At 37.0% G+C, this 14,339-nt stretch carries 10 protein-coding genes; 3 read left to right on the top strand and 7 right to left on the bottom strand.

Annotated features, from left to right (window positions below; genetic code table 11):
• Positions 1-288 precede the first annotated feature (288 nt).
• On the bottom strand, positions 289-1,851 hold the full coding sequence (locus D9842_RS17875) for an N-acetylmuramoyl-L-alanine amidase (protein WP_162987485.1): 1,563 nt from the start codon (positions 1,849-1,851) through the stop codon (positions 289-291).
• 132 nt (positions 1,852-1,983) lie between these two features.
• Positions 1,984-4,335, bottom strand: coding sequence for a 5'-nucleotidase C-terminal domain-containing protein (locus D9842_RS17880; RefSeq protein WP_162987486.1), 2,352 nt, complete (start codon positions 4,333-4,335; stop codon positions 1,984-1,986).
• 335 nt (positions 4,336-4,670) lie between these two features.
• Here D9842_RS17880 and D9842_RS26570 point away from each other — a divergent pair, with 335 nt between their 5' ends.
• Positions 4,671-6,038, top strand: coding sequence for a L,D-transpeptidase family protein (locus D9842_RS26570; protein WP_121663679.1), 1,368 nt, complete (start codon positions 4,671-4,673; stop codon positions 6,036-6,038).
• Positions 6,039-6,095: 57 nt separating this feature from the next.
• Here D9842_RS26570 and D9842_RS17890 read toward each other — a convergent pair whose 3' ends face one another.
• The gene (locus tag D9842_RS17890; protein WP_121663680.1) at positions 6,096-6,341 is read right to left on the bottom strand and encodes a hypothetical protein; all 246 of its coding nucleotides are present in this window, start codon (positions 6,339-6,341) and stop codon (positions 6,096-6,098) included.
• Positions 6,342-6,623: 282 nt separating this feature from the next.
• Here D9842_RS17890 and D9842_RS17895 point away from each other — a divergent pair, with 282 nt between their 5' ends.
• The gene (locus tag D9842_RS17895) at positions 6,624-7,496 is read left to right on the top strand and encodes a hypothetical protein (protein WP_121663681.1); all 873 of its coding nucleotides are present in this window, start codon (positions 6,624-6,626) and stop codon (positions 7,494-7,496) included.
• A 48-nt stretch (positions 7,497-7,544) separates the two neighbouring features.
• Here D9842_RS17895 and D9842_RS17900 read toward each other — a convergent pair whose 3' ends face one another.
• Both D9842_RS17900 and D9842_RS17905 read right to left on the bottom strand, forming a co-directional pair.
• Positions 7,545-8,363 (bottom strand): lamin tail domain-containing protein, encoded by an 819-nt coding sequence (locus D9842_RS17900; protein ID WP_121663682.1) that lies wholly within the window; start codon positions 8,361-8,363, stop codon positions 7,545-7,547.
• Between the two features lie 139 nt (positions 8,364-8,502).
• Positions 8,503-10,059, bottom strand: coding sequence for an N-acetylmuramoyl-L-alanine amidase (locus tag D9842_RS17905; RefSeq protein ID WP_121663683.1), 1,557 nt, complete (start codon positions 10,057-10,059; stop codon positions 8,503-8,505).
• A 271-nt stretch (positions 10,060-10,330) separates the two neighbouring features.
• Here D9842_RS17905 and D9842_RS17910 point away from each other — a divergent pair, with 271 nt between their 5' ends.
• Positions 10,331-10,495, top strand: coding sequence for an aspartyl-phosphate phosphatase Spo0E family protein (locus tag D9842_RS17910; RefSeq protein WP_121663684.1), 165 nt, complete (start codon positions 10,331-10,333; stop codon positions 10,493-10,495).
• Between the two features lie 81 nt (positions 10,496-10,576).
• Here the strand turns inward: D9842_RS17910 and D9842_RS17915 are convergent, their stop codons facing one another.
• Positions 10,577-11,512: a CAP domain-containing protein gene (locus tag D9842_RS17915; protein WP_121663685.1), complete on the bottom strand. Its 936-nt coding sequence runs from the start codon at positions 11,510-11,512 to the stop codon at positions 10,577-10,579.
• 332 nt (positions 11,513-11,844) lie between these two features.
• Positions 11,845-14,202, bottom strand: a complete 2,358-nt coding sequence (locus tag D9842_RS17920; protein ID WP_162987487.1) for a 5'-nucleotidase C-terminal domain-containing protein — start codon at positions 14,200-14,202, stop codon at positions 11,845-11,847.
• Positions 14,203-14,339: the final 137 nt, after the last annotated feature.

Consider the following 14,339-nt stretch of genomic DNA (forward strand, 5'->3'; position numbering starts at 1 on the left):
AGAAGTTAGCCGGAATATTTCCGCTTATATCGGCATTTTAAGCATCTATTATATACTTTAACCGGAATTTCTCCGCCTATTAATTCCTGTATCTCTTCGAAAAAATCAACAATGAATAACATCAGAGAGCCTTTTCTAACTTAAATACCAAAACCCTGCCACTTTCAGTACATCAATCCCCACTGACACTAATTTTGCCATCCTGTTGAAAGAATGCTAATTAAGCTTTTGTACTCGAAAACCAAACTTATTTAATAGTAGATACTCGGGTTTCTTATTGGTTATGTTTCAGGGTGTAACAATCACCCGAACTTCTGTCTCAACCTCTTCTAATGTTTCCTCAATCACTATCGGCAATAGCTCATACCCACCAGCCTTCTTAATCGCATCGGCTCTGTTTTTCAGACGCTCTAGGACAGATAATTTTGCCTCAGCCTTCACTAACTGATCTTCGTCAATCAATTTCTGCATCACTTCTATTAACCTGAGCTGGGAGACCTCATAAATTGTTCGTTCTACTGCAACTTTTGCAGGTCTCACATAGGTAGCATTTAACGCTTGACGATTAGAAGCCCCACCAACCTGTCCAATTTTCACTTCCGTTAAGCGAAGCTGTGCTGTTAGTTGATCATATTGGCCGTCCACTACATAAAGATCCCCATTGTTAATCGCTTTGTTATATCTACTTACTAAACCAGTTAACAATGAACCTTGTATCTCAGCTTCACTTTTTCTTAAATCTGCATTTATTTTAGTAGGCAGCGCTTGATATCCACCTGCCTGCTTAATACCAATTGCTCTATTCTTTAAACGTTCAAGCTTCTTCGTTTCTCTGATAGCTTGGTCGTAATTCCCCTTACTAACAGTTGATTGAATTCCATGTAATAGACGATATTGTGAAATCTCAAAAATAGTTCTTTCTATTGCAATTTTTGCAGGCCTTACATAGCGTTCGTTTAAGTTCGCACGATTTGAAGAGCCTGAAACTTTCCCAATTTTCATTTCTACATTTTTTAGTTGCTTTGTAAAGGAATCATAGAGTGTATTAACCTTTTTAAGATCTCCAGCTTCAATCGCTTTGTTAAAAGTCGCTAGCTGCTGAAGCAATTTCTCGCCTTCAACTGATGCAGAGCCATTCAAACCAAAGAAACGGTCAATTCCGTTCGCCATTCCTTCAGCAAGCTTTTCTTGGTAGGCGTTTGTTGATAGTTTTTGATCTTCCTCTGGATTTGACATAAATCCTACTTCAGGAAGAACAACAGGCTGTTTTGCCCAGTTAAAACCAGTAATATCTGTTCGTGGTGATAGGCCGTCGCCATTTGCTTTTTTGGCACCAGTTGATTTGATTACTTCATCAATCATGTGAGAAGCTGCTACTTTGCTTTTTTCATTGATGCTTTTTGTATACGAGCCTGATGGATATAAAACATGAATGCCTGTTACATTTCTATTAGTACTTCCATCTGCATGAACACGAATCGTTAAGTCTGCACTTTTCGCATTACAAAACAGTGCACGATCCATATTACTTAGATTTACATCATGATGTGTTCTTGTCATATAAACTCTATAGCCTCGTTCTTTTAACTTCGTTTCGAGCTTTTTAGAGATTTCTAGAACTAGTACATATTCAGGTTTTTTCGTGGAAACGCCCTGTGTGCCTGAAGAAACTTTAGCTTTCATTGTTTGAGAGCCTGGTGCATTGGGTTCTTTGTGATTGTTTCCTTTTCGCTGGTGACCAGGGTCAATACAGATGATTTTGGATTCTGCCGCTTGAGCTTTAGAGCTTGGTTGATACATAAAAATTACTAATAATAATGCAAGGATGATATTTACTATCTTTTTATACATTTGTTCCCCTCCGAACTTTCATATCCACACCTATATATCGGCAAAGGAATGTTGATTTTTAGTCCTTATGTAAGAAAATTACAATATAAAAACCAAGCCTCGTTCTAATGAACAAGGCTTGGTTAGACTTTATTATTTCGCTACATCCGTAATACGACCTTCAATCACCGGTTCAACCGTCACAAGTTTCGCCACATAATCTCTTAAGTTTTCCCAATCAGATAAACCTAAGTCTGTTACGCGTCCTGCAGCGTATGCATCAGCGAAGACCGTATAGCCGTCTCCACCTTTTGCTGTGAAGGCATTCGTTGCGATTGCGTATTCCTTCGCTGGGTCTAACGCTGTGAATACACCTTCTGTTTCTTCTACTTCTACTGTTACGATACGCTCACCTTTTGGTTTGCTGCTGTCATATGTGAATTTCATACCTGAAACATGTAAGAATCCACCGCTTTCGTTCGGTGCTTGTCCTACGCTGTGTTCAAGCGCAGTTAAGATTTCTGCTCCTGTTAAGTTCATTGTTGCTAGCGTATTTCCAAATGGTAACACCGTTAACACATCACCTAATGTAATTTCACCGGCATCTATAAAAGCACGAATCCCGCCAGCATTTTGCATTGCAATGACTGTGTTTGGTTTATATTGTTTTGCTTTTGCTAGCATACCATCTGTGATCAAGTTACCTAACTCTGTTTCGCTGTTACGTACACTTGGTGCTGTTGGGTTTTCAGCTGTTGTACGTGGATTGGCTAGTTCTTTTGCAGTTGTCGCACCTGTTGAAGTATCTCTTATTGCAGCAATTTGATCAGAATATTTTTTCAGCAATGCTGCTGCTTCTGCATTCTCTTCTTTATCAGCTACTTTAATTAGCTGAGCCGCTTCATTTGTAATGATACCTTCACTATTAAATTCAACATCTACAGTTCCTAGATATTCACCGTATTGGCTAGCCTGAACAATTAAAGTAGGATCCTTTTCCACACCTGCTTCATCTTTGTTAACAACTGTACCAGTGTCTAACTTCGTATGACTGTGGCCACCAACAATAATGTCGATACCATCTACCATTTTCGCAAGCTCAAGGTCATTATCGTATTCTATATTATCGTCATAGCCGATATGTGTAATCGCAACAATCTTATTAATTCCCTGCGCTTCAAATGCTGCAACTGCTTTTTCCGCTTCAGCAATGTAATTTTCAAAAACAACACTACCTGGGCTTGAAATATCAGCTGTTTCTTCTGTTGTTAAGCCGAAGAATCCAACTTTTTCTCCATCTACTTCCTTCACAACACCACTGTAAATTTGTCCATCAACAGGCTCTTCAGTCACTTCATCATGGAACAAAACTTTCATGTTCTCATCCGCTGAAAAATCAACGTTTGTGCTTACGAATGGGAACTGAGCACCTTTGACGAAATCAGCTAATGCCTTATGTCCTTCAGGGCTTGAGCCCAGATCAAATTCATGATTACCAAATGTCATTAGGTCATATTTTACTAGATTCATAAACTCAAGATCAGCTTGTCCTTTGAATTCATTGAAATATAAAGTTCCAGAGAAAACATCACCTGCGTTTAATAAAAGTGCATCTGGATTTTCCTCTCTTACTTCGTTCACAGCTGTTACAAATTTTGCTACGTTTTCAATATGTGCATGTGTATCATTTGTATGCATAAGAGATAATTCAAATGGAAGATTTTCTTTGATTTTGTTTTTACGCTCTTTTGCTTTTTGCGCCATTTCAGGTAAATCTGGGTACTTACCTGGGTGCAATTTATTTCCTGCTTCTTTAATCTTAACCGCTCTTGTTTCTAGGCGATTCAGCTTTTCGTAAGCTGCCTTCGCTTCTTCTATTTTATTGTCTACTAACAATTGATCAATTTGATTTTGGAGTGTATGCATAGAAACTTCGTAAATAACTGTTTCCTTTGCAATTTTTGCATCTACTAAGAATGCATCGCGAATCACTTGTCGATTTCCTTCACCGTACACCTTACTGAACACTCTTTCTGCTTTACTCATTTGTAAGGATAATCCATGATAAGCGTCGACAAGCTCTGTATTTAATGTATCAGCTTCAACTAATCCGTTTAACGTCTCTTGTAATGTTTGTAGTTCTTGTCCAGTTTTAATTGCATCAATGATTCTAGCTGCTTTTAACAGTTTATCTTTCGCTACATCAAGCTGCGCTGTTAGATTCTTTTTTTCTGAACCATCTTTTAGTTGTTGCACTGCTTTTTCAGCTTTTTTAATATCTTCACTTGCTTTTGCATATGCTGTAGAAAAGTCTGTTGAAATCGCAACATTTTGTTGATTTCTCACATCATAAAACTTCACTAGCTTGTTCGCTGAAACATGTGCCTCTGCGACAACGCTTTGAACGTTTGATGCTGCCTCCGCCTGTGGACCTGCTGCGACAAAAGCTGCTGTCATTATTGCTGAAGTAGCTACTACTTGTGATACTTTTTTTGTTTTTTTCATTTAAAAAAAGCTCCCCTTTTTCGTTTGTTTGATAAAAATACAGCCACAATTAAAAACTGGAGAAGACGTTTTCAGTCATCCCAAAATGAGTATAGTACACTACTTGATAGTTTACTAGACCTAAGTCAGATAATATCTCGAACTTTTTACTTACTAATTTGGGCTATTTTGGTTTTTGTAGAGAAAATGAGAGGAAAGAAACAAGTAGGAGCATGTCGAAATAAAACCTTTCTATCTACAAAAACACATATCATTCGCTCCAGTTTTTTACATTTTTTTCATCTAGTAAACTTTATACTTGATAAAAAGAATCTAATAATTAGTGGGTGAGAGTATTGAGGAAAATCGGGATAATTTTACTTTTTGTGATCGGATGTTTAGTAGGATTACAGCAACCAGCGCAGGCAGCAGGAAATGACCAATTTATCATTATTAACAAAGCGAATAACAAACTAGCATTTTTCAATAATTGGAAGCTTGTAAAAGTATTTGATGTAGCGACCGGAAGAAAGGACTCATACACTCCTGAAGGCAGGTTTAGAATTGTGAATAAAATCAAAAACCGTCCTTATTATACGAAAAACATACCTGGCGGAGATCCACGAAATCCATTAGGAGATCGCTGGCTTGGATTAGATGCAAGAGGTACATATGGAACAACTTATGCCATTCACGGCAACAGCAATGAAAGTTCAATTGGAAGATATGTTAGCTCTGGTTGTGTGAGAATGCACAATAGCGAAGTACGCTGGCTATTTTCACAAGTTGAATTATATACAACGGTTGTGATCACAAATTCTAGTTCATCCTTTGAAGAGCTTGCGGTGAAGCATAACTATTTATCTCCAGACGTTCTCAATAAAGTGAATGCTCAAAAAGCAGGAAACGCGCTTCTTAACGAATTATCAAATTATCAAGCAGCAATGAATGCTGGCTCTGTTTCAAATATGAATAGTCTATATGACCGCTTTACAAAGCAATTAAGAGCAACAGAAGTCGCGATTGGAAAGGTTAGTGGAAAAAGCAACCGCGATCAGCTTGAAGCTACCTATGTCCGCCCTGCTAAAGTAGCTGTAGAACGTTCGATTTATGAAATATCTCAATATCGACTATTAAAAACAGTAGAGGAGCACCTCTCAAAAAATAAATTAACACATGCAGAAAATGAGATCGCAAAGCTAGCCGGCTTAAAACGCCGTGCGGTTGCTATTAAAAATGCAGGTAATTATGAAGCGCTAAACCCTAAAATTGGCCGATCACTTCAATCTCTTGAAGCAACTGTTCAAGGCACGATTACACAAATATCTCTTACCCACTTTAATCGAGCCATCGGTAGTGCCAACATAGCGAACGTGAATAATCTATACGATTCCTTCACACGCAAAATTAGAACAACAGAGGTAGCCATTGGTCAGGTATACGGAAGCGCTAATCGTAAAGCCCTTAATGATCAATACATCACTCCTGCTAAAATTGCAGTGGAAAGAACCATTTATGAAGTATCGATTTATCGTCTATTACTAAAAATTGATGTGTTAATCTCATCTAATAAAATCGATCAAGCAAAGAGTGAGCTTTCAAAACTAGATCGACTCAAGCGCCGTGCAATTGAAATCAAGCAGGCAGGTGGCTATCAAAGCCTACCAAGTCGTATTTCTTCTGATCTAAATAAGTTAGAAGAAAACCTTCGAGCAAAACTATAGAAAACATAAAAAGGTGACTCATATATCGTGTGTATGAGTCACCTTTTTTATGCCTACCTACCCTTCCCTTTTCTTGTCGTAGTAAGGAATCATCGTATACTTAATAGCAACAGCTAAAAAAATAAGAGCAAAGCACTGAAGATATTCATTTAGCTCAAACATCACTTCTTCTTTAAACATAAATACATCTAAAAGGATGGCAAAAAGAAGTAAAGCACCTGTAATGCTGCTAAGGTAAAACAAAAATCTTGAGAAGATTCGCATGTTATTTATCCCTTCTCTCAAAATTGAGGTTTTTTTCATACAGAATATCCCTTCACCAGTTGATCTATACTGAATTCCATATCGAGAGTAAGAATTTCTATACATGCAAATAAATTGTAAATGTTGCAAGATCTTAGCCAGAAGTTGCAAAGAAAAAACTAAAGTCGCAAATAAACTAGGAATAGTTGCAATAACCTGCTTATCACCTCTTTCCGCCTAGAAAATTTGATAGGTACCATTGACTAATTCCGACAAAATCAGCCGAATTCTCCAGTTATAATGAGTAAGTTCTAACAATTTCAAGATTCGGGAGGAAAGCACGTGAAAAATTTCTTTAGTAAATTCATTATTCTTGTGATTGCTCTAACAATTGGGGTAACAACACAAGCATCCGCTGCACCACCTAGCGTTGCTTACAAAGACGCAGACAAAAGTGGAAAAGTCTTAACAGAACTTCGTTTATCGTTTGAAGAATCGATTGATGCTGGCAACTTAGAACTTATTGACATATCTTATGATGACTACTCAGCAGCGATCAAAAAGACAGAACGAGCAATTGGTAAGGTTTCAGGAAAAACAAATCGCCGTGCCTTGCTTGAAAAGTATGTTACACCAGCAAAAATCGCTAGAGAAAGAGTGATTTATGAAGTATCACAGCTACGATTACTACATATTATTCTTGGACTACAAAGCTCCAACCAATTCGCAGAAGCTGAAGCAGCTTTCCAAAAGCTTGAGCGCCTTAAAAAACGTGCAGTAGAAATTAAAGAAGCAGGCGGATATGAGCAGCTGCCTGTAGAAGTTGCCTTAACATTAGATTACTATGAAGAAACAGTGGTCGAAATTTTCGAAGCTTATAAAAGTGGCGACCAATTAAAGCTACTGATTAACCTTTTATCTACTTACGGATATTTAAACTCCAGTAGCCCGAACGAGTATTTTATGCTAGGGGCTAATCCAGAAGTGGAAAATGGTTTTTGGTTAGGCTATCAGTCACCAACTTATGGTGATGATGTTTTCATGGCAACACTGAAAAGCTTCGACGGAACAAAAGCTACCTATGAATATGATCTTACTTGGGACGATAGCGATGAAATAAGAACCGGCGAAATCTTCTTTGAAAATGGTGTGATTACTCTACACTTTGTTGATTTTGAAGGTAATGATGTGGCTGTGGAGTTTACGCTATATTAATAGAAGAAGGAAAAACCTGCTCCAGTGTTGGAACAGGTTTTTTCTGTATTATCTATATTCGCTAATAAGTTCACCCTCATCATTATATAACAATGCAGCATCCCCATTATTATTCCACATATAGCTTGTTGTCCATAACTGTTCATAAGCTCCATCGTAAGCATCTGGACCTGACAGTACAGCTATGTAGTAGCCGGCTTCCATTGTTGATCCTTCAGGAAAATCATAGCGTTGATTACCTTCTTCACTGATTAAATACCAGCCTGAAATATCAACTGTTTCATTTGTATCATTCATAACAGTAACAGACTCCCACTCCAGGTCAACATCTGAAATATAAATGCCGCGTGGTGTGATAATTCCTGCTAAATAGTTTTCTGTATATCTTAAGTCAAATTCAACAGCTTCTGGAAGACCTTCATATCCACCAGCGTTCTTAATTTCTACAGCACGTTTCTTTAATCTCTCTAACTTTTCAAGGTTTGCCTCAGCCTTCTCTACATTACCTTCGTCAACTTGATCTTGAATAATTAAGAGCAATCTATACTGAGAAACCTCATAAATAACACGCTCTCTTGCAATTTTAGCTGGTTTCACATATGTATTATTTAAATAGTCACGATTTGATTTACCTGACACTTTTCCAATTGAAAGCTCAGTCTTCTTAATCTCATTTGATAGTGCATCATAATGACGATCAATGGCCATTATTTCACCTGAATCTATTGTCTCTTCAAAATTCGCTAGTCTTTCTAGTAATCTTTCACCATTGCTCTTGGCTTGATTTGCTGCGGTATTCGCATATGTCGTGCATACAGTACATGTGATAAACACAACAGTCAGCATAAAAATAAACTTCTTTAACATAATATCCTCCTTAAATCCTATTACTAAATTACTCTATTATCCTAACATAAAAATGAATTTTTAACATATTTTAGTAGATTTAGGGGTAAAAAGCGAAAAAAAGAAGAGCACAACCAGTTTGTGCCCTTCTTCTTAAAACCTACTTATAATAATCCAAAACTCCCAATAAAATAGCTTCCGCTGCATTATCACGGAATTGACTTGTTTTTAGTCTAGCCGCTTCAGCTTCGTTAGAAATAAAACCAAGCTCAGCTAGTACGCTAGGCATAGTAGTATACTTAATTACATAAAAACCAGCATCTTTTACTCCGCGATTTCTAGTACCTAGCTTTTCTATTAATCTAGTTTGGATTTTTTCTGCTAGCTTTTTACTTGCAGCACTTTCGTAATTTCCGTTCCAGTATGTTTCTGTTCCATTAGCCGATTCGCTTGTGGCAGCATTAATATGCAAGCTGATGAAAATATCAGTTTTTGCATTATTGGCAACCTTTGCCCGATCTTGCAGTTCCAAGAATGTATCATCTTTTCTTGTCATGACGACCTTTGCACCCTCAGCTTCAAGCAACTTCTGCACCTTTAAGCCAACATCCAGCACAATATCCTTTTCTTTAAGGCCAAAGCCTACAGCACCTGAATCCTTTCCGCCATGACCAGGATCAATGCCAATTACTTTGCCTGATAACAAGGCGTCACCTGATTCTTGAGACGAACCAATTACAAGATAGTTTTTATGCACATAACAAACAGTTCCATTCATCTTGATTTGTGCCCAGTCACCAACAAACTTATATACAGTTACGCTATCTCCATTATAAAGCTTCCCTACAACATCTGAGTCTAAGGACGGCTCTGAACGAACATTTAACGCACTAGCTGTGACTACTGCTTCAACTGGAGATGAACCTGAGTTTCCACCAGCTGCATAATCTTGCTTCAGCTTTTGTTCAGTTTGAAGTAAAGATTGTGTAATCGAGGTTGGTACGTTTGCATAATTTCCAGCTTTTTTAATTTCTACTGCTCTGTTTTTTAACCTTTGTAAAACAGCAAAATTGCTATTCGCTTGTGTTAAACTTCCTTGAGAAATGTACGTATTGATTTTGTTTAATAGTCGAAATTGAGACACTTCGTATATTACACGTTCCTTAGCAACTTTTGCAGGTGTTATGTAATAATCCAGAAGGATACGACGAGATGTAGATCCGTACACCTTACCAATTGTAGCTTCCACCTTTTTTAGCTGTGTGGAATACTTATCATATTGGCTATTGATCTCACTGATTTGTCCCTTATTAATAGCCACTTCAAACTGCTGCATATACTTACGAAGTGTATCACCGTTTGTTACACTATCAATTAAATAAGCAGCACGAAGTCGATAACCATTAGCTGCATTTAATCTTTTTTGTAAATCACTTTTTCTAGAATCACTTAAGTTATAAATAGCAGTTTGCGCCTCATTTATAGAAGCTTTTGACTCGTCATAAACAGACATAAACGAGGAGGAAATTGTAATCTGCTTTGACGAACTAAGATTATAATACGATTTTAATGCTTCTGCATTCTCTTCCGCTTCACTGACTAATTTCTCTACCGATGAATATGAAATTGCCGCCGATACATTTGATGGAGAAATGTACCCAACAACACATAACAAGATTGTAAGAAACATAGCGGTGATCATATGTCGGTTCTTCAAGCTTTCAAACTCCTTTCAATCTGTGATTAGAATAATATACCAATGTGTTTATTTTACTAGAAAAATGGACAATTTTATATGAAAATTGTAGAAAAGTGTTGGATTTTAGGTAGGTATTTTGAACGATTTTTAACAAACTGTCCTTTTAAGTGATTATTTTGATGTTAAGAGTCTTGAAATTGAAATGTTCCCCTTGAATTCCCTTAACATTTATGGAAAAATTATGTAAAATAAGCTAATTAAAAATAAGTAGTTACACAGGAGAAAAGCTATGATTAAGTTAAAGATTTATTATCTTACATTACGTATTTATATCTTAAGAAAGCAAATGGTCTATACAGGTATGAATAAAGGACTTAATCATCCAAACACTCTTAAACAAAGTCAGGAATTAGATAATATGTTAAATACATATCGATATTATAAAGAAATGTAAAATAGGGCAATTCTTATAAGAATTGCCCTAGGGACGTGGGGACAGGTTCTTTGTCCCTTTTGGGACAAGGAACCTGTCCCTCTAGTTTGCTATATGCAAGATTGTTACATGGTCATGGTCAACACCAACACCAGAGTAGCTAATGTCGTTTTGCAGTAAAATTTCTCTATTTTGTGAGCTGTTTAGTAATTCTGAAACAGTTTTACGTGCAGAGCCCCAATTCTTGGCGATATTAACACCGTAGCTTCCACCACCTGATGTTAAGCCGTAGCGTTCTAATAGGTCTTCAATTGACCCATATTTTGAAGAATAAAGAGAAAAGTAATTACTTACATACATATCATTTGATTTCTTTCTTGCAACTGCACTTAGCTTTTTATGTATTGGTAGTGGTTTAATTCCTGCTTCGTAGCGTTCCATGTTAACTAGTAATAACACATCAAGCTCATAATTGTTAATGGTAAAGCTTACAGCTGGATCTGGAATGGCAAACGTATTATTTTTTAAAGGTACTTCAATACTTTCCAACTGTTTATTGATTGATCCTGGTACAGCAGCATAGTTACCAGCTTTCTTGATCTCCACTGCTCTTCTTTTTAAGCGATCAAGCTTTTGTAAATCACTATTTACTACGCTTACCTTGTTCGCGATTGCATTCTTCCCAATTCCCTTAAGCAAGCGGAATTGAGACACTTCATAAATAACGCGCTCTCTCGCAACCTTTGCCGGTCTTACATATTTTGCTTGTAAAGATTTACGTGTACTAGATCCTGAAACTCTTCCAATTGCTCTTTCCGTTTTCTTAATTTGATTAGATAGTGCATCGTACTGTGCATCAATATCATAAATCTCTCCACTGTTAATCTTTTTATTAAAATCATTTAACAAATAAAGAAGGTACTCCCCTGCATTAACAGCAGTTCCCTTTGATGATGCCTCTGCCTTACCTGGAGTATAAAGAGTTAAAATTAGTACTACACTTAAAACCAAACTAAATGCGATTTTCGAAAACCTCATTTACTTACCCTCCTAAATTTTACATTTATACCTAACCTATCCAATTATCTATTATGGGCATATATGTGTCTAGAAAAATTCTAAACTGTAATTCTTCAATCCCAGTTATATCAAGGGTTACAGCGTCTAAAACACAACTTTTTCATCAGGTGAAAAGAAGGATAAAAGGCCTAAAGAACTAAAATGTATTTTTTTTAGATAAAAAAGTACTGTTCTAAGCTCGACAAAATTCGCGTGACACTGGGTCTAGTTCAGCGTTCGGCGGCCTGGGACAAGGAACCTGTCCCCGAAAAGGGGTGCCCATCTTTTAGGACACCCCCTTCTTTCCAGACTTACTTTGCCACATCCACAATACGATTCTCAATTTGAGGATTCACCGTACCTAATTTTTGCACGTAGTCTCTTAGGTTTTCCCAGTCAGCCACGCCAAGATCTGTTACACGGCCTTCTGCATAGGCTTTACTGAATACATCATAGCCGTCGCCACCCTTTGCAGTGAACGCATTGGTTGCGATCGTATAAGTTTGTTCTACTTCTAAAGCTGTATAACTGCCATTACTACCCTTTACTTCAATCGTCTCGACTCTGCTACCCGCAGGCTTAGAGCTGTCATAGGTGAATGTCATTCCAGATACATGCAGGAATCCACCACTTTCATTTGGTGCCTCGCTAATACTATGTTCTAAAGCTTCTTTAATCTCAGCACCTGTTACCTCTATTGTTGCCAATGTATTTCCGAATGGAAGAGTTGTTAATACATCACCTAACGTAATTTCTCCTTGATCAATCGCAGCACGAATTCCACCACCATTTTGCATGGCAATCACTACACTAGAATTGAACTGCTTCGCTTTATCAAGCATTCCATCTGTGATTAAGTTACCTAGTGCTGTTTCACTGTTTCGGACACTAATTATGTTATCATTATTTATACGTGGATTTGGCAGTTCTTTAACAGCTGTACCACCAGTTGGAGTGTTTTTCACTTCAGCAATTTTATCTGAGTATTTTTTAAGCATTTCTGCTGCTTTTGGGTCATCAGCTTTTTCACTGATTGAAATTAATTCACCAGCTTGTCCAATGACCTTGCCATTTTCATCAAACTCTACATCTATTGTCCCTAAACTGTTGTTGTATTGATAGGCTTGGACAATGACTGTTGGGTCTTTTTCTTTTCCAGAACCATCCTTCGTGATAACAACCGGTTCTTCTAGTTCGGTATGGCTATGGCCACCAACAATCACGTCAATTCCCGCAACGTTGGCTGCTAATTCCAAGTCATTATCATATTCAGGATTGTCATCATAGCCGATGTGTGTAACAGCAACGATCTTATTAACCCCTAGGTCCTCAAATGCTTTAACTGCTTTTTCAGCTTCCTCAATATAATCTTCGAATTTGACTTTATCAGGACTAGAGATGTCCGCAGTTTCTGCTGTCGTCAGACCGAAGAATCCTACTTTCTCGCCATTTACTTCCTTTATAATACCGTTGTAGATTTTGCCGTTTTCCGGCTCACTTGAGATTAAGTCACTAAATAACCCCGTAAATTTATCATCAGCCGAGAAGTCTACGTTTGAGCTGACAAATGAGAAGTTTGCTCCTTCTATAAAGTCTACTAATGCTTGATGTCCCTCATCGGTTGAGCCTAAATCAAATTCATGGTTTCCAAATGTCATCACATCGTACTTCATTAAGTTCATAAACTCTAAATCTGCTTGTCCTTTGAACTCATTAAAGTAAAGAGTTCCAGAGAAAACGTCACCTGCATTTACTAGTAACGCATTTGGCTTTTTAGCGCGTACCTCTTTTACAGCCGTTACACTTTTCGCCACGTTATCTAAATGAGCATGTGTATCGTTTGTATGCATGAGGGAAAGTGTAAAAATAGATGGTAATGACTCACTGATCTTCTCTTTTCCTTCATTTAATGTTTGATCCATTTTAGGAAGAGAAGGATATTTCCCTGGATACAGTTTATTTCCCGCTTCTTTAATTTCTACTGCACGTTTTTCTAAACGGCTTAACTTTTCAAAGGCCTCTCTTGCGTCTTCCAATTTATTTTCATCAATTAACGTTGTAATTTGCTTTTGTAAGGTATAGTTAGATACTTCATATATAACTGATTCTCTTGTAATTTTAGGGTTGATTAAGAACGTTTTTCTTAACTTTTGGCGGTTTGTTTCACCGTATACCTTACTAAAAACTCTCTCAGCTTTTATAATTTGGTCTGATAATTCGTGATAGGCAGCGACCATATCATCATTTAATGTTTGTGATTTTACATAGCTATTTAATTTATTCATTGATGCAGCTAAATGGTTACCCATGTTTACTGCATCAATAACTCTGGCTGCTTTTAATTGTTTATTTTTTGCTATTTCTAACTGAGCTTTATACCAGTTAATATTCGAATCATTTTTTAAGTCTTTTAAAGCTTTTTCTGCTTTCAGGATGTCACTTGTTGCCTTTTGATACTTTTCAAGAAAATCGTTAGAAATTACTAAATTCTCTTGATTTTTTATTTCATAAAATGAAACTAGTTGATTTGAAGATAATTGGGCTTGCTTTACAAGATTACTAATACTAGATGCAGCATCAACCTGACCTGGGGCTACTGCTACCATTACAGCTGTTGCTAAAACAGATGGAGCTACTACTTTTGTGACATGTTTTTTATCAAGACGCATACACAATCAACTCTCCTTACTAGTAATATTTTTCCCACTGAAATAGTAACATATATCCATATATTACTAGAGTTTATAAAGATCGATTTTACATAAAATTAACAAAGGGACAGGTTCCTTGTCCCATTCCATGGGAC

Origin of the sequence: Metabacillus litoralis, assembly GCF_003667825.1 — a bacterium.
GTDB lineage: Bacteria > Bacillota > Bacilli > Bacillales > Bacillaceae > Metabacillus > Metabacillus litoralis_B.

Bases quoted from the DNA above. Each gene is read 5' to 3' on its own strand.
- D9842_RS17900 (WP_121663682.1), bottom strand. From the start codon at position 8,363: ATGTTAAAGAAGTTTATTTTTATGCTGACTGTTGTGTTTATCACATGT.
- D9842_RS17890 (WP_121663680.1), bottom strand. From the start codon at position 6,341: ATGAAAAAAACCTCAATTTTGAGAGAAGGGATAAATAACATGCGAATC.
- D9842_RS17920 (WP_162987487.1), bottom strand. From the start codon at position 14,202: ATGCGTCTTGATAAAAAACATGTCACAAAAGTAGTAGCTCCATCTGTT.
- D9842_RS17915 (WP_121663685.1), bottom strand. From the start codon at position 11,512: ATGAGGTTTTCGAAAATCGCATTTAGTTTGGTTTTAAGTGTAGTACTA.
- D9842_RS17880 (WP_162987486.1), bottom strand. From the start codon at position 4,335: ATGAAAAAAACAAAAAAAGTATCACAAGTAGTAGCTACTTCAGCAATA.
- D9842_RS17875 (WP_162987485.1), bottom strand. From the start codon at position 1,851: ATGTATAAAAAGATAGTAAATATCATCCTTGCATTATTATTAGTAATT.
- D9842_RS17910 (WP_121663684.1), top strand. From the start codon at position 10,331: ATGATTAAGTTAAAGATTTATTATCTTACATTACGTATTTATATCTTA.